Source organism: Bifidobacterium biavatii DSM 23969 (assembly GCF_000741165.1).
GTDB lineage: Bacteria > Actinomycetota > Actinomycetes > Actinomycetales > Bifidobacteriaceae > Bifidobacterium > Bifidobacterium biavatii.
The window spans coordinates 104,778-126,738 of the sequence record NZ_JGYN01000004.1; the positions used below are offsets into that span (position 1 = coordinate 104,778).

General features: G+C 61.5%; 14 protein-coding genes. 3 read left to right on the forward strand and 11 right to left on the reverse strand.

What is annotated here, in order from left to right:
• Nucleotides 1-553: 553 nt before the first annotated feature.
• The 3 genes from BBIA_RS01740 to BBIA_RS01750 all read right to left on the reverse strand — a co-directional run bounded on the left by BBIA_RS01740 (nucleotide 554) and on the right by BBIA_RS01750 (nucleotide 5,474).
• Nucleotides 554-1,717 (reverse strand): family 43 glycosylhydrolase, encoded by a 1,164-nt coding sequence (locus tag BBIA_RS01740; RefSeq protein WP_081891833.1) that lies wholly within the window; start codon nucleotides 1,715-1,717, stop codon nucleotides 554-556.
• A 386-nt stretch (nucleotides 1,718-2,103) separates the two neighbouring features.
• A complete protein-coding gene (locus tag BBIA_RS01745; RefSeq protein WP_033493495.1) occupies nucleotides 2,104-3,156 on the reverse strand; it encodes an alpha-arabinofuranosidase in 1,053 nt (350 codons plus the stop codon).
• Between the two features lie 47 nt (nucleotides 3,157-3,203).
• Entirely contained in the window at nucleotides 3,204-5,474 is a 2,271-nt protein-coding gene (locus tag BBIA_RS01750; protein WP_035137917.1) for a hypothetical protein, read from the reverse strand.
• 253 nt (nucleotides 5,475-5,727) lie between these two features.
• On the opposite strand from BBIA_RS01750, the gene BBIA_RS01755 reads away from it, so the two are divergent.
• Nucleotides 5,728-8,013 (forward strand): extracellular solute-binding protein, encoded by a 2,286-nt coding sequence (locus tag BBIA_RS01755; RefSeq protein ID WP_033493347.1) that lies wholly within the window; start codon nucleotides 5,728-5,730, stop codon nucleotides 8,011-8,013.
• A gap of 165 nt (nucleotides 8,014-8,178) precedes the next feature.
• Here BBIA_RS01755 and BBIA_RS01760 read toward each other — a convergent pair whose 3' ends face one another.
• Both BBIA_RS01760 and BBIA_RS13155 read right to left on the reverse strand, forming a co-directional pair.
• Complete coding sequence (locus BBIA_RS01760; RefSeq protein WP_033493345.1) at nucleotides 8,179-9,759, reverse strand: type 2 periplasmic-binding domain-containing protein; 1,581 nt, start codon at nucleotides 9,757-9,759, stop codon at nucleotides 8,179-8,181.
• A 483-nt stretch (nucleotides 9,760-10,242) separates the two neighbouring features.
• A complete protein-coding gene (locus BBIA_RS13155; protein ID WP_051923646.1) occupies nucleotides 10,243-11,832 on the reverse strand; it encodes a glycoside hydrolase family protein in 1,590 nt (529 codons plus the stop codon).
• A 397-nt stretch (nucleotides 11,833-12,229) separates the two neighbouring features.
• Here BBIA_RS13155 and BBIA_RS01770 point away from each other — a divergent pair, with 397 nt between their 5' ends.
• Nucleotides 12,230-13,093 carry a hypothetical protein gene (locus tag BBIA_RS01770; protein ID WP_152600513.1) on the forward strand — a complete coding sequence of 288 codons (864 nt, stop codon included), beginning with the start codon at nucleotides 12,230-12,232 and terminating at the stop codon, nucleotides 13,091-13,093.
• Between the two features lie 207 nt (nucleotides 13,094-13,300).
• Here BBIA_RS01770 and BBIA_RS01775 read toward each other — a convergent pair whose 3' ends face one another.
• From BBIA_RS01775 to BBIA_RS01785, 3 genes are all read right to left on the reverse strand, one after another.
• A complete protein-coding gene (locus BBIA_RS01775; RefSeq protein ID WP_033493341.1) occupies nucleotides 13,301-14,215 on the reverse strand; it encodes a family 43 glycosylhydrolase in 915 nt (304 codons plus the stop codon).
• Nucleotides 14,216-14,601: 386 nt separating this feature from the next.
• Nucleotides 14,602-15,558, reverse strand: coding sequence for a carbohydrate ABC transporter permease (locus BBIA_RS01780; protein WP_035137920.1), 957 nt, complete (start codon nucleotides 15,556-15,558; stop codon nucleotides 14,602-14,604).
• 30 nt (nucleotides 15,559-15,588) lie between these two features.
• Entirely contained in the window at nucleotides 15,589-16,572 is a 984-nt protein-coding gene (locus BBIA_RS01785) for an ABC transporter permease (RefSeq protein ID WP_035137922.1), read from the reverse strand.
• A 340-nt stretch (nucleotides 16,573-16,912) separates the two neighbouring features.
• Here BBIA_RS01785 and BBIA_RS01790 point away from each other — a divergent pair, with 340 nt between their 5' ends.
• Nucleotides 16,913-17,956, forward strand: coding sequence for a LacI family DNA-binding transcriptional regulator (locus BBIA_RS01790; protein ID WP_033492863.1), 1,044 nt, complete (start codon nucleotides 16,913-16,915; stop codon nucleotides 17,954-17,956).
• 208 nt (nucleotides 17,957-18,164) lie between these two features.
• Here the strand turns inward: BBIA_RS01790 and BBIA_RS01795 are convergent, their stop codons facing one another.
• The 3 genes from BBIA_RS01795 to BBIA_RS01800 form a co-directional block, all read right to left on the reverse strand.
• The gene (locus BBIA_RS01795; RefSeq protein ID WP_051923647.1) at nucleotides 18,165-19,589 is read right to left on the reverse strand and encodes a type 2 periplasmic-binding domain-containing protein; all 1,425 of its coding nucleotides are present in this window, start codon (nucleotides 19,587-19,589) and stop codon (nucleotides 18,165-18,167) included.
• On the reverse strand, nucleotides 19,568-19,756 hold the full coding sequence (locus BBIA_RS14090; protein ID WP_156103660.1) for a hypothetical protein: 189 nt from the start codon (nucleotides 19,754-19,756) through the stop codon (nucleotides 19,568-19,570). Before BBIA_RS14090 ends, BBIA_RS01795 begins: the two co-directional genes overlap by 22 nt.
• Before the next feature lie 321 nt (nucleotides 19,757-20,077).
• Nucleotides 20,078-21,862 carry an ABC transporter ATP-binding protein gene (locus BBIA_RS01800; RefSeq protein WP_033492866.1) on the reverse strand — a complete coding sequence of 595 codons (1,785 nt, stop codon included), beginning with the start codon at nucleotides 21,860-21,862 and terminating at the stop codon, nucleotides 20,078-20,080.
• Nucleotides 21,863-21,961: the final 99 nt, after the last annotated feature.

Below are 21,961 nucleotides of genomic sequence, written 5' to 3' on the forward strand. Positions count from 1 at the left end.
CCGGTCGTGGGCATAACCCGACCATTACCGCCCGCTGATCGTGGGCATAAACGGACCATTCATAGGATCGTGGGCATAACCGGTACACGAACGGGCCCGTTCACGTCTGTTCATATACCGTCCATGCCCACGAATCCTGTCAGCGTACCGTCTACACCCACAACGGTCTCAATATCGGAAGAGATCGGCAGAGCCATGTCATTGTCAGGGAACATACAGGGCAATCGAACGGAACGTTGCACAAAACCGCACGTTGCGCCATGAAAGAGGCGGTTATATGGAGTCACGGCCGCACAGGCCGCACATAACTGAATACACCTCTCTTCTTCCTCTCCTTCTCTCGCAAGCCCGGCCCCAACAGCCGGGCTTGTTCGTTCCCGGGGCATCGTACATGCCATTCGAGCCGACGCAACCAGTCCTTCAGAATTGAACGGCCACGTTTTTATTTCCAGGCTCTCCTTGTCAGGGGGAGCTGTCACGCAGTGACTGAGGGGTAGTCCGAACCCATCGCACAAGGTTCGACAAGCACCTTGCAGACGATGCTCATACGACTTCATGCATCGTCGCGCGCGGGATCGGCGATGCCGTCGATGTCGTCGCGATGCCGGCCGAGGCGGAACCCCTCGTCGGTCACGGCAACCTCATACACGATGCCGTGCGACGTGAGCGGTTTGCCGTCGGCGTCGTGTCGGGTCATGTTGGTGTGCATGATGAGCAGCGGCGTGCCGTCGAACGTGCGGAAGACCATCGCGTGACCGGCATCGCTGTAGTCGATCGGCGCGAGCTGCTCCCACGGTCCGGCGACGCGGCCGGATCGCGAGATCGCCTGCGAAAGAATGTATTCGCCGCGACTGTACGACGTCCACACGCTGATCAGCGAGCCGTTCGGCGTGCGTTCGAGATACGGCCCGTCAGTCACGTATCCGCCGGAGTGTTCCGGAATCGTGGCGCGCGCCTCGTCGGTCGTGAAGTCGCCGCGCCAACCGCCGGCCGGAGCGTCGCCGTCTGCCGGATGCCACACGCCTTCGCTCGCGGACCACAGGTGCACCGGCTCGCCGACGGAGCGCGCGATGTCGTCTGGATCGAGTCGGATCGCCTCCATCGTGCCGTCGAACAGTTCCACCCATTCGTGCGCATATACCATCCACGGACTGCCGTCCGCGTCGGTCGCGAGCGTGCCGTCGAGCGCCATCACGTCGTCCGGCGAGGTCGGCCGCGCCGGGTCGATCACGCGGAACGAGCCGAGCGGCGAATCGGCGACGGCCACGAACACGCCTCGCCGGTGCATCATGCCGTGGTCTCGCACGTACCAGTCCGGGCCGGCGTGCGGCGGTTCCGGAGTGGTGCGCTCGGCGTGCAGCGTGACGAACATCCAGTATCTGCCGTCCCGCGCGTAGACTTCGGGCGCCCACGGCGAGTCGGAATCGTCGTACCATGCGCCGGCGGGCACGTTGTTGAGGTCGAACACGTCGACCGGTTCGGAGAAATGCTTGAGATCGGGGCTCACGTACACGACCACCGACTTGCCGTGCCCGTGCGCGGCGTCGCGATACTGGTAGTAGTTCGCGTTGTACAGGTAGTACAGGCCGCTCGCCTGATCCGCAAGCACGAACGGATCATGCAGGCTGAAGTCGTGCATCTGCAGCGGATAACGCACGTCGATGGCATCGACATCATGCGTTGACGAGGATTCGACAGCAGGCGTATTGGCAGGCATCTCTGGCTCCCTTGCTGGTTTCATTCACTACTGGTCGGCGGAGTGTGCCGTACACGAGGCGCATGCCGAACAGCACACCATGATAGCGATATCATAGCCGCGACTCGCGCATTCATGGCTCTTCGCATTTCCGGCGCACAGGAGATGCAGACACGGCATCGGGATCGCGCGTAGCGCGATCCCGCGTTGTTAGCGGTCTTCGGCCACGGACGCTCCACCACCCGGCTTCGCCGGGAGCCCCCTCAGCCAGGCAGAGCCGTCAAGCAAACGCCGGAGGCGTTTGCAGGCGAGGAGCGAGCGACGGTGAACCAGCAACTCCTATGACATGTTTCACGTGAAACTCAGTAGTGTGTTTCACGCGCGTACCGTCAATACGCCACAACACGTCACCGTGAGAATGCCTCCATGGCCGCACGATATTCCGCTTCGGTGATCGGCAGGATGCCACCGTGGCGCTTCTTCAGCGCACCAAGATCCACGTCAGCGGCGGCATCCCAGTCGGCGCGATCCGCGCTGGCAAGGCTGGCCGAACGGAACGGCAGATAGCCAAGCCCGAGCCGATATTGGTCGCACATCAGCCCATATCGCATGGCGCGCCCGTCGACCACCCGCACGTCGGAGTCATTGAGCCGAAACAGTTCCGGACCTTCGAGATATCCCCCGCTCAGCCGTTCGTCGCCGAAAATCGACGCAAGCGAACCGACGTACGCCCACGAATCGACGCCGTCGCCGGTTTCCAGCCGTGCGTTGGGTGCAAGCGACGTCGCGTACGGGTTCCGCGTCCGTTCGATGGTGATCTGCCCGTCGCCGGACGCACGATACCACCAGCCGTCGTCGGCGTGGATCATCGTCGTATCAATGCAGTAGCTGTCGCGGTCGATCCACTTGACTGGGTCGGTAAACGTCACGAAATCCTCAGTCGTGGCGTAATACATGTTCTGATAATCACCGTTGACGTTGTCCTCATGCGACCCGGTGGCCCAATAGACGATGTACCGGCCGCGTTCCTCGTCCCAGCACGCTTCCGGTGCCCATGCGAAGCACACTCCCGGAATCCCTGACGCAACGTCGACGAGCCTCGGTTCGCTCCAATGCACCAGATCTGTCGTCTCCCAGATCACGATGTCCGTGCTGCCGTTCGTTTTCGCCCCGCCATTCTTCCAACCGCCGCGATGATAAATACTCAGATCGGTGGCCAGCAGGTAGATACGCGACCCGTCATGGGCTCGAATCAGGAACGGGTCACGCACACCGCGCTCGCCCACCGTCGAAACCAGAGCCGGGTCGCCGTCGTTGCGCATGTCGGTCCAATGCACACCATCGCGGCTGAGCGCGAAATACACCTGCTCGTCCGTCGGTCGGCCTTCTGTCCCGGTGAAATGGGCGAACAGGTAGGCGGCGTATGTCTGCGACCGCGACGATTTAACAGTACCGGTCATCGTCATTCCCTTTCGTTCGGATTGTTCGGCGTTACTCCGACAAGCCGCTATAGCGTCTCCAGCAGCCGGCGCACGATGAAGTAGAGCGCCCAGTCCTGATCGTTGGCCATCGGGTCGGCGAAGTGCGTGCGTTCGCCGTTCACCGAGAACGGGAACACGTATGCGCACGATGCGGTGCCGTCCGGGAAGAACAGCTGCAGCAGCGCACGGCGGGAGGCCGCGGCGCGGCGATGATATTCCGTCGGGAAGCCGCCGGGCTGCGATGCCAGCAGCGTCAGCAGATGTTCGCGCACAAACTTGCCGGCGGCGGCGATATCATCATCGCCGTCCCCGTCACCGTCGACCAGCAGATCGCCGACCAACTCGAACACGTCGGCCGTCAGTCCGCTCCAGTAGTGCGGGAACGTGTCGCCGTACTGCTTGCGCTTGCCGAACCAGAAGCCATCCCAGTGGCGGATCGCCACCTCGTTCAGGTGCGCGTCGGGCTGGCATCCGTTAAACTGGTCGAGCACGCGCAGCTGCTCGAAGCCGGCGCGCAGCAGGTCATGGTCGCCGGTCAGCACGGCGGTCTGCAGGATCACGCTCGCGGCGGGAGCCACGATCGACTGCTCGTAGTTCACCTCGTGCTTTGGGTAATACAGACCGAGTCCGGCGAGCGTGCGCGCGTGGGTGAGGAACAGTTCTCGCATCTCGGCATACAGCGCGGTCTCCCCCGTCTCGCGCAGTGCGCGTCCGAGCGCGAGCACCGGCAGTTCGAGCGGATAAAACTGGCTGCCGCCGCCTGCGTAGAACCACTTGAGGATGCGCGCGGCGATGCGCAGGTTTTCGACGTCGCCGTCCGACTTCCAGAATTCGACGTACAGTTCCGCGAACCACGGCGCGTTGTACAAACGCCGGTACGAGTTGTCGCGCGGCGAGTCGTTGAACACTTCGCCGGTGACCGTGTCGACCAGTTCGCGTTCCATGAACGCGCGATATTCGGCGAGGCTTGCGGCCAGTTCGTCGCGCAGCGACAACGCATCGCCGTCGCTGAACAGCAGGTGCGCCACGTCGGCGAGGGAATCGCCGGATTCGTTGCTCCACACGCCGCGGTCGAGCGCGCGCAGGTATGCGTTGATGAGCAGCGCCATGCACACGCGTTCGCGGCCGGCGTTGTAGTCGTTGATCACCTTGCCGTCGTCATCGCCCACGTAGTAGTACTGCCGCTGGTCTTCATTGTCGTAGGCCAGATACGCGCCTTTGAGGTGCGGATCGTCGCCGCGGTACTGCTGGTTGCGCACGATGAAGCGCACGCGTTCGGCGAGCAGCTCGCCCATCGGCGCGGAGACGAATACGCGCGTATGCACGGTGCGGCCGCCCGCTTCGACCGTAAAGACGTGCTCGCCGATGCGGTCGTTGTACGTGTCGTGCGTGAACACGTCCGCGTAGACCGGCGTGTAGTCGAACGCGTATGTGCCGTCGCTGAGCGGCCGCGCGGGCCTGCCGTTGACGGTGACGGCCGAGCTGTCGGCCCGGTCGTGCACGCGATCGCGCGCGCCATCTTGCGCGACGTCGGTCCGTTCGTCCGCGGAATCGTCCGCGCCGTCCGGATCGCCCGTGCCGCTCGCGCCGTACGCATCGTTCACGTCGAACGACGGACAGATGCGCAGCGTCGTCGTTTCTCCGGGGAACACGACGGTGCGGTCCCAGCGCGCGTCGATGAAGCGGCTGCGTTCGGCGGCCTGCGCGAAGAAGTCCTCGCGCGAGTCGCACGGGAAGATGACCCACGAGATCGTGCGCGTCTGGCCGGGCGCGAATTCCATGGCTTCGGGGTGCAGCACGAAGCAGCCGCGGTCGTTGCTGTACTGTGCGAAGTCGCGGCTGACGCTGTACGCGGCGAGCGCGCCTTCGGTGAGCACGAGGCCGAGGTGCGGGGCCTTGCCGCTCATGCGCAGGGCGAGCGCCCAGCTGCATGTGCCGCCGCAGAACAGGTGCGCGTTGCAGTGACGTTCGATGGAATAGTCGTCGGTGTCGTCGTAGTAGCGGTCTTCGAGCGGCAGCGTGATGCCGATGTCTCCGACGGCCGCACAGATGGTTTTGCCCGTCGCGTTGCCGAGCGTGACGGTGGTGACGATCGAGTCGCCGCCGCGCAGCATGTGCACGCTGGATTCGATGCCGTCCGGCGCGGATACGGCCGCGTACGGATGGTCCGGCCGTAGCCAGTTCATGTTCGACGGATCGTTGCCGAAGCGGATTTCGATGCGCCCCAGTTCTGAGCGCATGGAGGTCGTGTCGGCGTATGCCGGCGCGACCGGCGCGTTGTTGCCCAGTGCGTACATGATGGTCGTTTCTCCTTTTGCGGGTCGCCTTCGGCCCCGCCGATCGGTGTTCACTTCAAAATCGCAACGCTGCGATTTTATGCGTGCCGGCGTCCCTTTGTCAACTCGGAACGTCGAACGTTCCGTCCCATCAACTGTCCGAGAGGCAACTGTCACACCATCGCGGCGTTTCTCTAGATTCCATCATTCCTCCCGACCTTGCGCTGTCCAACTTGTTGACAACTCTTGCCAAGTCGGTGCCATAATGACAACCATGGCATCCGTCAATCGCAACCGCCCCACGCTCAACGACATCGCCGCCGAAGCCGGGGTCAGCCTGTCCGCGGTCTCCCGCGCATTAAGACACCCGGGCCGGCTCAACGAGCGCACCGAAGCGCACATCCGCGACGTCGCACGCAGACTCGGCTACCTCGACGCCGCAACGGACCGGCAGGGCACGCAACCGGCGGCAACGGCGGCGTCCACCACGCTCGTCGTCATCATCGCGGCCGACATCAACGACGCGACGACCGCGCACGCGATCGATGGCATGCGCCGGCGCCTGGCCGCACGCGGCTACCATGCGCTCATCATCGAGGAAAGCGACATCATCACGCGCGACGGCCTTGCCGCGCAGTTCCGCAAACTACCGGTGTGCGGCGCGATCATCCAACGCCGCGCGCTGCGCGATCAGGAGATCCGCGCGCTCGCCGCGCAGCTGCCGATCGTGCTCGTCGGCCGCGGTCTGCCGGGCGTCTGTGCCGGCACGATCGACACGGCCGACGCCGTCGCGCGCATGATCGACGCGCTCAAAGCAGAAGGACGTACAAGCCTCACGTATCTGGCCGCTCCGGACGACGGCGTGTTCGGCACCCAACTGCGCGCGCAGATCGCCGCCGAAGCCGCACGCCAGGGCATCGCCATGCTCACGCTGCTCGGCTGCCAACCGGACACTGCATCCGCGCGCGGCACGCTGGAACGGTTCCTGAACAATCCGACGCACGCCGTGTTCTCGCCCGACAACCGCGTAGCCGTGCGGTTCATGGCCGCGGCGCGCGCACGCGGCATCGCCGTGCCGGACGAGCTCGCCGTCGTCGGGTTCGGTGACGACGACGCGATCGGCCTGGACCGGCCGACGCTCGCGCGCATCTCCTGCCCGGCCGAGGAACTCGGCACGGACTGCGCGGAAAGCCTGATTTCACTCGTCAAAGCGCAGCGTCCGGCCGACACGTCACGCGAGGCCGCGTTCGTGCCGGCCGGCAGCATCGGCAAACGCACGCGCGCCCTGTCTGCGAGCGCCGTGCGGGATGATCGCACGCCGCTTGCCGAAGTCCGCAGCCAGCCGATCGAACTGACCATGATGGCGAGTTCGTTCCAGGATTGGGAGCAGCACATCGCCGAGTACGAGCGGCTGCATCCGGAGGTGTCCGTGCGGCGCATTTGGGGCGGCACGCAGGCGGAAATCGTGTCGTCGTACTATCAGCGCGTTCGCGAGGGGCGCGACATTCCGGACATCACGGTCATTGAATACCGCTGGCTGCCGCAGTTGGCGGAGGACCGGCTGCTGCTCAATCTGAACACGCCGTCGGTCCGTGCCGCGTTCCGTCGGCAGTTCGTCGGCGACTGTTGGGATGCGGTGAGCTGGCGCGGCGGCGTGTACGGTGTGCCGTGTGATTACGACACGACGATGCTGTTCCGTCGCACCGACGTGTTCGATCGGTTCGGCGTGGAAACGCCGCGCACGTGGGCCGAAATGATGCGGATGGGTGCCGCGTTGCGCGCGCAAGATCCGCGCATGCGTGCGGTAGCGGTCAATACGCTTGATTCGGCGCCGTTCATCGCGCTGCTGTATATGGCCGGCGCGCGGCCGTGGTCGATGGATGCGGACGGCACGACGATCCAGCTTGCTCTGACGTCGGAGCCGGTGCGCCGGACGACCGCGTTCCTGCGCGATGGCATTGACCAGGGCGACGTGCTGATGATGAATTTCAACGATACGGAATTCCGGCAAATGGTCGCTGACGGATTGGTGGCCTGCGTGCTGAGCGCGAACTGGTTCTGCGAGAATATCGTGCAGCGGTGGCCGGACGAGCGCGGGCTGTGGCGGGCGGCGCTGCCTCCGTCGTTCGGCGACCCGTCCGAACTGCGCACCGCGCACATCGGCGGTTCGGCGTGGACGATCAGCAACCGCGTGCCGCCCGAACGCCGCAATGCGGCCGCGCAACTGGCATTCTGGGCGCAGACCGACCCCGCGTCGATCGACGTGCAGCTGGACCGTGTCATGTCGGCCTCGACGTACTTTCATCGCAATCCGCGGCTCACCGGCAAAATCGACCCGTTCTTCAACCAGAAGCTGTACGACGTGTTCTTCGAGGCGGCCGAGCATATTGCGCCGGATTTTCGGTACCTGCCGTTCATGCCGCAGGTCGAGGCCGTGTTCGCGAACACGGTTCGACCGCAACTCGTGCCCGGCGGCGACCCGGTCGGCCAGCTCGCGAACTGGCAATCGCAAATCGCCGCGTTCGCGCGCGCCAAGGGGTATCGGGTCGAGGTCGGGTAGGCCGACGGCTTGCGCGACGCGGGCAATTGGTTTTCCCGAACGATGAAATGAGCCGTCCGACCGGCCTACCCATTCCGTTCTCCATACGCGCGACGGGCGTCGCCACTGGGGTGACAGCGCCCGTCGCGGCGATTGCGCCGCAGTCAATCGGCTATTGCATGCCGGTTACTTCATGTACTGGTCGTACCACTTCTGCCAGATCTGCACGTTCTGGTCGATGTTGTACGACTTGAGGTTCTTGACGTAGGCGTCCCATTCATTGTCGAGAACCGGCTTACCGGAGTTGATCCACTTGGCGATGACCGGCACCGCGTAGTTGATCATCGTCGCGCCGTTGTTCGACAGGGTCACGCGGTCCTCGTCGCTCGGATTGACGTAGTTAGGGATCACGTCCTTGGTCTTATCGACGTGCGCGAGCTGCTCGTCGTACACCTTGCCGTCCTCGGACTTCTGCACGTCCTGTGCGGCGGCATTTTCGATCTCGACGTTGTCGGGAATCCAGCCGGCGAAATGCTCCTGCAGGCCAGGCAGTTTGCCGTCGTTGTAGTTCTTCTGCCATTCGTCGTTCATCGTGTACGTGTCGCCGGATTTGGTCCAGTACTTGGAGTCGCCGTAGTACTGCTTGACCGAGAACTCCTGCGAGTACAGCGCGTCGATGACTTTGAGGATCTTGTCCATGCGCGGCGAATCCTTCCGAACCGCGACGCCCTGCGCGACGTAGGCGTTCACGCCGGAATCCCAGGTCACGTCGTCGGCGGAGACGCCCGGTGCGGCCGGCAGCGGCATGGCCACGTATTCGTCCGACTTGGAGAAGTCCATGATGGACCAGCCGAATTCCATGCCGACGGTGTTGGTCTTGCCGTCGCCCTTGAGCGTGTTGTAGTACTTCGACCAGTCGGAGGTCAGGTCGGTTTTGCGCATGAGTCCCTTGCCCACCATTTCGCTGAGCAGGTCGACGGTCTGGCGGAATTCGTCGGTGGTCAGGTACGTGCCAACCTTGCCGTCCTTGACGTAGTAGCCGTTCATGGTGGCGTCGTTCATAGTGGTGGTTTCCAGTCCGAACGAGTTGAGGAACAGGAACGGCGAATACGATTCCATGATCTGCGTGGTAGTCCACGGACGGGCGAGATACGGGATTTCGTCGGCTTTGCCGTTGCCGTTCGGATCCTGCGTCTTGAACGCTTCAAGGGCCGTGATCAGTTCGTCCCATGTCTTGGGGATGTCGAGTCCGAGCTTGTCGAGCCACGCCTTGTTGATGACCATGATGTTGTTCGGTGATTCGAGCAGCTTGCCGCGGTAGCTCGGCAGGTTGTACATCTTGCCATTGAGCGTCTCGACGTATTCCTTGGCTTCGGGCTTTTCCTCGAAGAATCGCTCGACGTTCGGCATGTCCTTGAGATGCGGCAGCAGATCCTCGAACTGGCTGCTGAATTTGGCGGTGTCGCTGGTGCTGTATCCGTAGACGGTGATGTCGGCGATGTCGTTGGCGGCGAGCGTCTGCGACTTCTGGTTGCTCCAGGTGGCTTCGTCGATGCCCTTGATGTCGATCTTGACGCCGGTTTCCTTTTCGAGTTCCTTCGGCCAGTCCATGGTGCCGATGCGCATCATGTCGGTTCGCACGTTGACAACGATCGTCACCGGTTCGTCCGCACTGCCGGCGGTGTCGTTGCCGCATGCGGCCAATGGCAGCAGCATGGCCGCCGCCGATGACGCGGCGATGATCGCTTTTACTGATGTTCTTGACATGGTTGCTCTCCTTCGTTGGATATAGTTGTCCCAAGCGTTGCATCTGCAACGTTGCGATTGGGTAGTGCGGCATCGTCTTCAATGCCGTCATCTGTATGGGTGAGATTCCTTCTCGATCGCTCGATTGGTTCCCATTATGCCGGGTGTCCCGCTCCCCCTCCACTTTTTGACAGATTTGCCAAATGCGGAGCGATAAGCGCGATAAACGATCCTCTAGACATGTTTTTCCCCAAGCATCTGCACAGTGACGCATATCATCGGGGCGAGCTAAGAAGCCAACGGGAATTATAGAAAAATCTATAATAGAATTTTCAATAATAGAAAACTCTATAAAGATTCTTGCAGCACTTGCGTGACATTGCAACCGGTAGACCAGCCAAACTGGGGATATCGTCACACGAATCGGCCTCGTGGCGTGACATTGCAATCAGCATGCCAGCGGCACCGGGCTCAATGCCACGCGTCTGCTCGCACAAAGCACCGTTACAGCAGCAGAGCGTGCCAGACGTTGACGTAGGAGTCGGCGCCACCGCGGCGGGTGCCATTCTTTTCGATCCACAGGCCGGTTTCGCCGAGCGCCTGCACGGTGACTTCGTATCGCCCGGCCGGCAGCGGTTTGCTCACGAACAGCGGACCACTGTAGGCCGATTGCGCGTAGCAGTCGAACAGTTGGCAAACGATCGGCGCGGACACGGAACGTGCGACGATACCGGTCTCACGTCCGACATTGCTGCCGGCTGTGCGATCAGCGACATGATCGGCGCCGCCGTCGATACGGCGGATGACGACGCGGCCGACGCCGCCATCCTTGCTGCGCGGGCCGATCAGAACGAGTCGTGCGGCATCGTCGCCGCCGATCGTGCCGTTATGCTCATCGGTGGCAGTGTCATCGGCGGTGTCAGCGATCTCGATAACCGCGGACGCCGAGTCGCCATGACGATTCGAGAACAGGCTCAGCGGCACGGTCTCGCCGCGCAACGCGACCGGTTCGCCGGTCGCCGAATCCCAAGCATCTGCGTATCGCGGCAGCAGCGGACGGCCAAAATCGGCGGGGCGGCCGGCGACCGCACCGCTTTCGGTCGCCGTGCCGATCATCGCGGTCGGCGCGTCGACCGGATCGAGCATGTCGACTCCGGCGTCATCGGCGAGCGCGGCGTCATCGGCCGACCGACGACGCGCGTCATCGGCGTCCGTTGCGATATCGGCTGAACCGTCCCTGACGGACGCAACATCGTCGCCGAACCGCAGCGGCAGCCAGACCTGGCTCGCGCAGGACGCCTGATGCGGGAACGACCAGCGGTCGCCCATGTAGATCAGCCGGTCGCCGTGCCCGGTGTGCAGCGGGAAGACGAACGAGCTCTGCGAATCCCACGTGCAGGTGCCCTGCGGCGCGACGTTGCCGCGGTACGTCCACGGGCCGGACGGGTCGGGCGCAGTCAGGTAGAAGTTGTCGTTGCGGTCCCAGCCGGTCAGATTCGACATGATGAGATAGTACGTGTCGCCGACGTGCGCCATCGCGGGCGATTCGCCGTACGGCTCGAGCGTGTCCGGCTGGACGAGTTCGGCGGACAGATAGTCGTCGGAGAGACGATAGATGTGGCCGCCGTGGATCAGCAGATAACCGGTGCCGTCGTGGTCCTGGAATGTGCCTATGTCCCACATGCGGATCGGCCGGCCGTCGCACAAGAGTGGTCCGACGATCTGGTATTCGCCGTCGATCGTGTCCGACACGGCCATGAGCGTCATCGGATCCTTGTATTCGAGGTTGTCGGAGTGCATGAGCATCACGTACTTGCCGGTCGCGGGGCAACGCATCACCTTGACGCGCTCGCCGACGCGGTCCGGGCCGAGCCGGCCACCGCTCTGACGTGGCAGCACGAGCCGCTCGAAATGCCAGGTTGCGAGATCGCGCGACGAATAGCAGGCGAACCCGTTGAACATGTTCCGGTCGTCGGTTTTGTATTCGCCGAACAGGTAGTACGTGCCGTGTTCCTCGACCACGCATGCGCCGTGCGCGTTCACCGTCTCGCCGCGATCGTCGAACCACGATACGCCGTTGAAGATGGTCGCCATTGTCGTCTCCTTTGCCTTGTGGCGGTATCGTCGCGGACAGCCAAACCCGGAGCCGCGCGACGTACGATCGCCGCGGCCGGCCGCTCCGCCGATATGCCAACTCACTCATGCCTACGGCACCATAGTCAACCGAAACGGCCGTTCTTGCTCAATAAGTTGCCAAAATTGCCGAGTCGTCACGCATGTCGCGTGAGACGTCGATCCGGCAGACATACAGGTCGATGATCGTCTTGCCGTGCGGAAACCCCCGGCGTATCGTGGTAAGCAGCACAACCGTTCTCCTGCAGTCAGTGACGATGCAGCCAGTCAGCCATATATATACAGCAGACGATCGTCGGGCGGGTACGAGGCAGTACCGACGACGATCCCAGCAGCAGACGCATCGGAGGCATCCACGATGAAGCGGTTCACTAGTCGTCATTCATTGGCCGCACGGCACATACGGTACGTATCGGCGCTCATCACAGCGGCGGCATTGCTGGCAACGTTCGCTGTCGCATGGGCAACCGTTCCGGCCACGGCGGCACAGCCATCCCACGGCAGCCAGGTTCCGGAGGAAGTCGCGCAGCTCATGCAGGACAATCTGCCGAAGGCGGCGCAGTTCATCGCAACGCAGGGCACCGTCCGGACCGGCGACGTCGCAGGCCGCACCGCACACGTGCGCTATATCCAGCCGTATTACGTCATCGCGGCCGGCGACGACGGCGGCTACCAGGCCGTCGACGTGGGTTGGATCGCCGCCATAACCATTCGGGGCAAGCCGGCGGGCACCGCCAGCGTCATGCGCGATCCGGACAACGGCACGATCACACCGTACGAGACGACCACGAACGCCGACGTTGCCGCATGCCTTGAGCGAGCGTATCGCGAAGGCGGCGTGTTCGCGGAGCTGACCCGGCTTCATCCGTATGGCTATTTCATGATCAAGGACGGCAAGGTGACGCCGCTGAACGAAGAGTCGGAGCATTACATTACCGAAGCCGTGAGCGAAGACGAGTTCTTTGACGGACTGAACCGTCTGTCCGCGTGGCTGGACGAGGCGTCGCAGCTGGGCTCGTCCGCCCCCGACATCTCCTCCAACCGCAACGTGCTCGTGAATCCCTTGGAGCCGCTCGACACCGGCACCCCGGTCGACGCCATCCTGATCTCGGCGGCGTTCACCCTGCTGCTGGTCGGCGCGTGCGGCGTGGGCTTGTACCGCGGGATTGCGCGGCTCAGCCGCCGGTCTCGCCGACATGTCCGACGAGTCGCCAACGGCTGACGATGGCCGAAGACGGACATATATGACAAAGCGGCGCATGGACGGGAAGGAGGAGAAGGAAAAAAGATCCCGTTCATGCGCCGCCGATTAGGACGGCCGGGCTGGATTCGACAAGTGAGCGATACCGGCCCGGTGTTCAGTTGTTCGAGTGGACGCGCCGCCGACAAGACCGCTGGCGCGACGGCGTCGCCTGTACGTCGGTTCGGGTCAGAGCTCGTTGTCCCATTCGTCGTGCCATGCGAGCAGCGCCTTGCGGTCGCCGATCTCGATGGGCAGGGTGACGAGTTCGGAGTTGCCGAGATCCTTGTTGTGCCAGCGGTCGCCGATGTAGAGGAACTTGGTGGCATGCCACTGGTCCTCGCCGTCGAGCGGGACGATGATGTCGCACTGCGATTCGTAGGTCTTGGAGCCTTCCGGCGTGAACGGCTTCCACTCGCTCCACGGGCCGTGCAGATCGGTGGCGGTGGCGTACATGTTGTCGTTGCAGTCCCAGCCAGTCAGCTGCGAGCCGAACCAGTAGTAGACGCCGTCGCGCTTGACCATGATCGGCGACTCGTAGCCGGCCCAGTAGTTCGTGCCCTTGAGGCAGGCCACGTCCTCGACGACCGACAGGTAGTCTTCGGACAGGCGGTAGATGTGCGTGCCGTGCGGCCGGTCCTCGCTCAGGATGTAGCCGGTGCCGTCTTCGTCCTGGAAGACGCCGATGTCGCGCGACTCGTAGCCGCGGAATTGGAACGTCGAGAGGAACTCGAACGGTCCGGTCGGCGAGTCGCTGATGGCGGTGCCGATGTGCGCGTACGAGTAGTTGTTTTCGCCGTCGACGTGCAGGTACATGACGTACTTGCCGTCGGACGGGCGGCGCAGCACCTTCGGCCGTTCGACGATGTGCTTCGGCCCGTAGACCGAGTCTTCGGGACCGACCGGCAGGACCGTGCCCTCGTGTTTCCACTCGGCGAAGTCCGTAGTGGAGTAGCAGGCGACGCCCTGGAACAGGTTGCCGTTGTTCTTGATCTCGCCGTACGCGTACCAGCGGTCGCCGAACCGCTGCACGCCGATGCCGTGCAGCTGCGCGACGTTGCCGTCGGTGTCCTTGAAGAGCTGAACGCCCTTGAGAGTTGCCATGATTACGTATGTTTCCTTGTTGTTGGATGTATTTAAGTGTGTTGTAGCGGTATCGCGCTTTGCGCGATGCTGTGTTGTTGGCGGCCTTGCGGCCGCGACGCTCCCCCACCCGGCTTCGCCGGGAGCATTCAGCAATTAAGGACGGCCTGACGGCCGCGTTTTGCTGGCTCGCTATCGCTCGCTCCTCGCCTAAAAACGCCTCCGGCGTTTTCTTCACGGCTCGGCCTAGCCGAGGAGGCCGAGAGCTGCCGCCAGCTTCATAGTCGTTGCTACGGTTATGAAGCCAGCGCCTTTAACACGCCTTGCTGGCTCCCTCGGCTGAGGGAGCTGTCACGCGAAGCGTGACTGAGGGAGCGTCGCGAGCCGTCGGCCGGAGGCCGATTCCGTCAGCCCTTGACGGCGCCGATCATGACGCCCTTGTTGAAGTACTTTTGCAGGAACGGGTAGAGGATCAGGAGGGGGGCGGTGGAGACGATGATCACACCGTACTTGATCTGGTCAGCCAACTGCTGCTGCTGGAGTGCGCTCTGGCCACCGTTACCGGCACCGCCCTGCTGAGTCTGGTTCGCCAAGAGGATGTTCTGCAACACCATCTGCAGGGGCTGCTTCGTATCCGTACGAATGTAGATCAGGCCCGTGAAGTAATCATTCCAATGACCCACGAAGTAATACAAGCCCAACACGGCGATGATCGCACTGGACAGGGGGATCACGATTTTGAGGAAGTAGCCGAAGAATGAGAGGCCATCAATCTGCGCCGCATCATGCAGTTCTTCAGGAATCGAGGTTTCGAAGAACGAACGCGCGATAATCAAATTCCACACACTCACGGCACCCGGCAGGATGAACACCCACATGTTATCCAACAGATTCAAATCCTTATACAACAAGTAAGAAGGGATCAGACCACCCGCGAAGTACATCGTGAACGTAAACAAGAACAAAATCACACGACGCGGCTTGAAATCCACCCGGCTCAACGCGAACGCGGCAGGCAGGGTCACGATCATGTTCAACGCCGTGCCCACCACCGAGTAAATAATCGTGTTCTTATAACCAATCCAAATACGACTATCAGAGAACACTTTCTCGTAACCACCGAAGTTAATATCCACCGGCAGAACAGTGACCTTACCAGTCGAGACCATCGCGGGATTCGAGAACGAGGCGATCACCACGAACCACAACGGGTAAATCACCACCACCACAATCAAAGCCAACAAGACCCAGATCACGATATCCGCAACCCAATCAGCAGGCTCACGATGCTGAGCCACATGCTTATTAAACGGAATCTCATCCCCGCTCTTCTTCACGGCCGGGGAAACAGTCGCACTAGCCATAGCCTTTACCTTTACCCTTTCCACGTTCGCTTAGAAGATGCTCGTATCCGACACGCGCTTGGAAATCCAATTCGCCAAAATCAAGAACACGAAATTAATCAACGTGTTAAACAAACCAATCGCCGTAGCATACGAGAACTGGAACGACTTCAAACCAATCATGTACGTATACGTGGCAATCACCTGAGAACCCGGCAAGTTCATAGCATTCTGCATCAACAGAACCTTCTCAAAACCAACCGAGAGGATATTACCCATATTCATAATCAGGAGAATCACACACGTCGGCATAATCGTCGGAATATCCACATAACGAATCAACTGCATACGACCAGCACCATCAATCTTCGCAGCCTCATACAGACTCACGTCAACCGAGCTCAACGCAGCCAGGTAGATGATCGCATTCCAACCACAATGCTGCCACACCTCAGACAACCAATAAATCGGCGCCACCATATTCGGATTATCCAACAGGCTCGTCCCACCAAAGAAACGACCCAAGAGTCCCGTGTTCGGCGTCAAGAAAATGTTCAACATAGCCACAATCACGACCGTCGAGATGAAATGCGGCATGTACGTAATCGTCTGCACAAAACCCTTCACCTGAGTACTGTGAATCTGGTTAATCAACAGAGCCAAGATAATCGGCGCGATGAAGCCTAGCACCAGAGTACCAAGACTGATCTTGATAGTGTTAAGCATCACCTTGCTAAACATCGGCGACGTGAAAAACTGGTTGAAATACTTCAACCCAACCCACTGACCACCCGTCAACCCCTTCGACGGAACAAAATCACGAAACGCCAACTGAATACCATACATCGGGATATACGCGAAAATAAACACAAACACCATCGCCGGCAACGCCATCACCCAATGCTGCCAATAATGCTGCACATGCCACACCAACTTCCTCGGCCACGGCAACGCCTTAAACGCAGCAGTATTATCGATCACTCCCGAAGCATCAACCGTCTGGACGGCCGCGGTCTTTGTCTTGGATGCTGTCATAGCAGTTCCTCCGCACGCATGATCATTGTCTCCTCCTGAGCCGTTGCCGGCCCATCCCTTACGAGCTGCAATGCCCGTAAACCCGCGTTCCTTGGTTGTCGGTGGCCCCGTCAACCCCTGAACGACTATAACGATATACTTAACATTTCAAAAAGTCAAAATCTGAACTCAAACATATCTCAAACGCACAAAACCCAGCAATTGCAACGTTTTTCGCACCTCCCTCGACTACCGAACCGCACAAACGGCATCGCAACCAGCAACAAAACACAACAGAATAGCTCAGAATCACAACGACACGGCACGTAACTTATATATAAAAGCATGTATCTTTATACATATGAAGTCCGTACCATCTTCCCAACAGTCAAAGCCGACGCTCAAAGACGTGGCCGAGGCGGCGGGCGTGTCGATCATGACCGTGTCGAACGCGCTGCACAACAAGCCAGGCGTCAAGGCCGAAACCCGCAAGAAAGTGCTTGCGGTGGCCCGGCGCATGAACTATTCCAGCAATCCGTCGGCGAAAATGCTGCGCTCCGGCCGCAGCGACATCATCGAAGTCATCGTCGGCAGCTTCGACAATCCGTTCTATTCGCGGCTTGCCTCCGCACTGTCGGACGAGATCGAACGCAACGGCCGCGAGGCGCTGCTGCGCGAGACGCACTATGACCGCCGCGGCGAGGAAAACGCGCTGAGCGAACCGTTCAGCCTGTTCTGCGACGGCGTGATCATCGTCACGCCGCTGCTGTCGTCGGACAAGATCAAGCAGATCGCCCTGCACAAGCCGGTGGTACTGCACGAGATGCCCTCCGACGACAACGTATTCGATACGGTCAATCTCGCCAACGAGGACGGCGCGGCCGACGCGATCCGTCACCTATATGCCAAGGGTTGCCGTAACATTGCCGTGATCGGCTCGTCGCATCTCGGTCCCGAGGACATGCTGCTCAATCTGAACAATCCGGGAACGCTGCGCTATCGCGGCTGTTTCCGTGCATTCAACGAACTTGGGCTCACGATGAGCCAGGACACCGCGTTCGACTGCGGTTGGGACGCGCACAGTGGGCGCGAAGCAGCCGAACGGATGCTCACCTCGGGCATTGCGTTCGACGGCGCGTTCTGTCTGACCGACTCGGTCGCGCTCGGCGTGCTACAGACGCTGCGCCGGCATGGCATCCGGGTTCCGGACGATTTCAAGGTGATCGGATTCGACGGCATCAGCATGGGAGCGGATGTCTCCCCCACGCTCACCACCATCGAGCCGGATTACCGCGAGGCCGCGCGCGCACTCGTCGCGGACCTGCTGGCCCGCATCGACGGGTCGACCGCCGCGCCGCGCAAGACGATCGTCGGATATACGGTCACCGAACGCGAGTCGGCGTAACGCATTATCAGGCAGGCGTTCGTCCGACGTCCGATCCGACGTTTCGGCGACCACACCCGTTGTACTGAGTCGCTCACTGAAACGATCCACGACCGGCAACGGACGCACCATGATAAACGAGCGAACCGTGATATAGACGTGATATGCATGGTGGCGGGATACTTTTCGAAGCATCCCGCCACCATGCATATCGGCCGTTCAGCTTGCGTCACTTGGTGTACTTGTCGTACCACTTCTGCCACAGGGCGACGGTGTCGTCCATGCCGAGCGTCTTGAGCTTAGAAACGAAGTCGTCGAACTCGTTATCCACGCCGCCGGAGACGATCCAGCGAGAGATCACCGGCATCGCGTAGTCGAACATCTGCGTGTCGTTGTTGGAGATGGTCGTCGAGTCGGTGTCGGACGGGCGCACGTAGTCGGGCATCGTATCCTTGGTCAGGTCGAAGTGCTTGTACTGTTCGGCGTACACGTCGTCGGCCGCGCGGAACGAGGTGAGGTAGTCGATGTTGTTGACGGTCACGTCGTTCGGGATCCAGCCGGCCGCGCTCTCACCGCCGAGGCCGACGCGTTCGGTGGAATCGTAGACCTTCTGAGTCAGCTCGTAGGTCTTGTCGTCCTTCTTGGTGACGTATTCGGGGCTGGAACCGTAGAACTGCTGGACGGAAACGTCCGGATCATACAGTTCGTTGACGATCTTGAGCACTGCGTCCATGTGCTCGTCGCCGGCACGCACGGCCAGCTTGTTGTTCTGGAACATGGTGGTTTCCACGGAGCCATCCCACGTCACGTCGTCGGCCGACATACCCGGGCCGGCCGGAGCCGGCATGGCCACGTATTCGTCAGACAGGTCGCCGAAGTCGGTGGCCGCGTAGGCGAACGCAACGCCGGTGAGCGCGGTCTTGCCGTCGCTGGAGAGTTCGGCGTTGTACTTGGAGGCGTCCTTGGTGAGCGCATCGGACGGGATCAGGCCCTTGCTCATCAGCTCGTGCAGGTACTTGACGACGGTCTTGAACTCGTCGGTGGCCATGAAGTTGCCGACTTTGCCGTCCTTGACGTAGATGCCCTGCTGCGACGGGCCGGAGTTGAAGTGGGTGACAATGCCCAGCGAGTTGAGCAGCAGGAAGGTGTTGTACCAGTCGGGACCGAAACCGGTGGTGTCGAACTTCTTGATGTTCATCGGGATTTCGTCGGCCTTGCCGTTGCCGTTCGGATCCTGCGTCTTAAACGCCTCGAGCACGTTCTCGAGCTCGTCCCACGTCTTCGGGATTTGCAGTCCGAGCTTGTCTAGCCAGGTCTTGTTGATGAGCATGTGCTGGCCGGAACCGTAGAACTGCTGGCCGCGGGAGGACGGCAGTACGTAGACGCTGCCGGACGGGGTCTGCGCGAGCTTCTTGGCGTTCGGCTGCTCCTTGAAGAACTTGGCGACGTTGGGCAGCTGGTCCATGTGCTGGTTGAGGTCTTCGAACACCGGCACCTTGTCGGCGTCGGACGGGTCGAATGCCGCGATGGAGATGTCCGGGACAGAACCGGAGGCCAGCATCGGGGACTTCTGGTTGGACCACGCGGTGGTCATGACCTGCGACCATTTGATCGTGCAGTCGCACGCCGCGGTCAGCTTCTTGGTCCACTCCATCTTGGCGGGGGCGATGGTGTTAGCTGGGTGACCACGAGGATTTCGATCTGCGGCTTGTCTCCGCCGGCGGTGTCGCTGCCGCAGCCGGCCAGCATGGTCGCGGCCGCGCAGGCCATTGCAGCTCCGGCGATGATGCGCTTGCGCGTGTTCTTCTGTGCACCACTCATTGCTCTGTCTCCTCACTGAGCGTTGCGGGCGGTCCCCCTGTGGACGGCCCTGCGGTTGCCCGATTACTGTTCCCGGCAGGTTTTTGGTATACCGGTGAACCTATCGACAATCACTAAGATATACCGCTGTACCAAACATGTCAAGTCATCGCGACACGCCGGCGCAATCATCGCCCGCGCCGACCTGTGCCGACGCCTCCCCGGCAACCTTCCGGCACCGTCGTATACAAAAAGGCCCGGAATCATCCGAGCCAGGCAGTATCACAGCACCGACGCAACCGTCGTGCAGCCGCGTGCGATCGCACGACTGCGGCAACGCGGCTACATCTGCATCGTTTTGAGCTCGTAGAACTTGCCGCGCGCGGCCATGAGCTCGTCGTACGAGCCCTGCTCGACGATGCGCCCATGCTCGAGCACCACGATGCGGTCGGCGTTGCGGATCGTGGACAGCCGGTGCGCGACCATGAACGTCGTGCAGTGACCCATCATCTTCTCGGTGGCGTGCTGCACCTTCTTTTCCGAGACCGAATCGAGCGCGCTCGTCGCCTCGTCGAAAATGATGATGCGCGGATGGCGAATCAGCGCGCGGGCGATCGAAATGCGCTGCTTCTGACCGCCCGACAGTGTACCGCCGTGCTCGCCAACCGTCGTATCGAGCCCGTCGGGCAGCTGCGCGACCACATCGTCCAAGCCTACCTCGTTGATGATCCGGTCCACCTCGGCCTCGTCGACATGCTCGAGCCCATAAGTGATGTTGTCGCGCAGCGTGCCGGAGAACAGGATCGTGTTCTGCGGCACGACGGCGATCTGGCTGCGGTAGGCGTCCAAATCCATGCATTTCAGGTCGATGCCGTCAACGAGCACCGCGCCCGACTCCGGCTCGGCGAAACCGATGAGCAGCTTGATGAGCGTCGACTTGCCAGAGCCCGAGTCGCCGACGAACGCGATCGACTCGCCGGCGCGCACTTTGAGCGAGAAATCGTGCAGCACGAGCGGCAGGCCCTGGTCGTAACGGAAGTCGACGTGCCGGTATTCGACGTCGCCGCGCAGCGTGCCCGGTTCGACGCCGGCGCTTTTCGGATTGTGCTCGACATCGTCCTCCTGCAAGATCTCGCCGATCGAGCTGACCGATTCGACGCCTTTGGTCAGCAGCGGATACAGGTTGATCAGATTCGACACGCCGCCGACGATCTGCGTGAAGTACGTCTGGAACAGCACCACGTCGCCCACGGAGATGCGGCCGCGGTACGCGAGATAGCCGGTGAAGCCGAGGCACAGCAGCTGGAAGATCTGGAAGATGACCCAGCTGGTCGCGCCGAACACGATGTTGATGATGTCAAGCCGGAAGCCGGCTTCGCGGATGAACTCGAGCTTGCGGTTCATCTTGCGGATTTCCACGTCCTCGAGGCCGTGCGCGCGGGTGACGGGGATCATTTCGATCATTTCGGCCACGGCGGCCTGCGTGCGCTCCATCTGCGTGCGGAAGTCGTGGTTGGATTCGCGGATCGGCTTGCGGAAGAACCAGATCGAGAATACGGCGGTCGGGATGGCGAGCGCGAAGAAAATCAGCACGATCGGGCTGCTGATCGCGGTAACGGTGATCGCGATGATGATGTCGAGGATGACCAGCGGCAGACTGCGGTAGGTCTGGTCGAGCAGCACTTCGACGTTTTCGACGTCGCGCATGATCTTCGACATGAGCCGGCCGGACTGCGTTTCAGTGTGGAACCGGATGGACAGCTGCTGCAGTTTGGCGATGAGGCTGCCGCGCAGCCGGCGTTCGATGAGCCGGTTCACCTTGCCGAAGTGCTTGATGTACATGTACGCGGTGAAGATGTTCTGCGCGATGAAGAAGACGCCGATGACGAGGTTGACGAGCATTTCGTTCACGCTGTGCGCGGCCGGGTTGGTCGCGCAGTTGATGATGTTGCGCGTGACGATCGGCGTGACCCACATCGGAGACTGTTTGGCGATGAGCGCGATGGTGGAGATGGTCAGGTCCACCGCGCTGCCTTTGAAGAAGCGCAGCAGGATGCGGATCGGATGCCCACTGTTGCGCCGGTAGTTCTGGATGTATTCCTCGAATGTGGCCGCCTGCTGCGTCATTGCCTTCCTCTTCCCCTTCGGCTTCTTCGGCGATGCTGTGTCCCAACGCTTGAGTTTAACGATACACAACACGCACTACAACGACGGATGAAGAGGCCG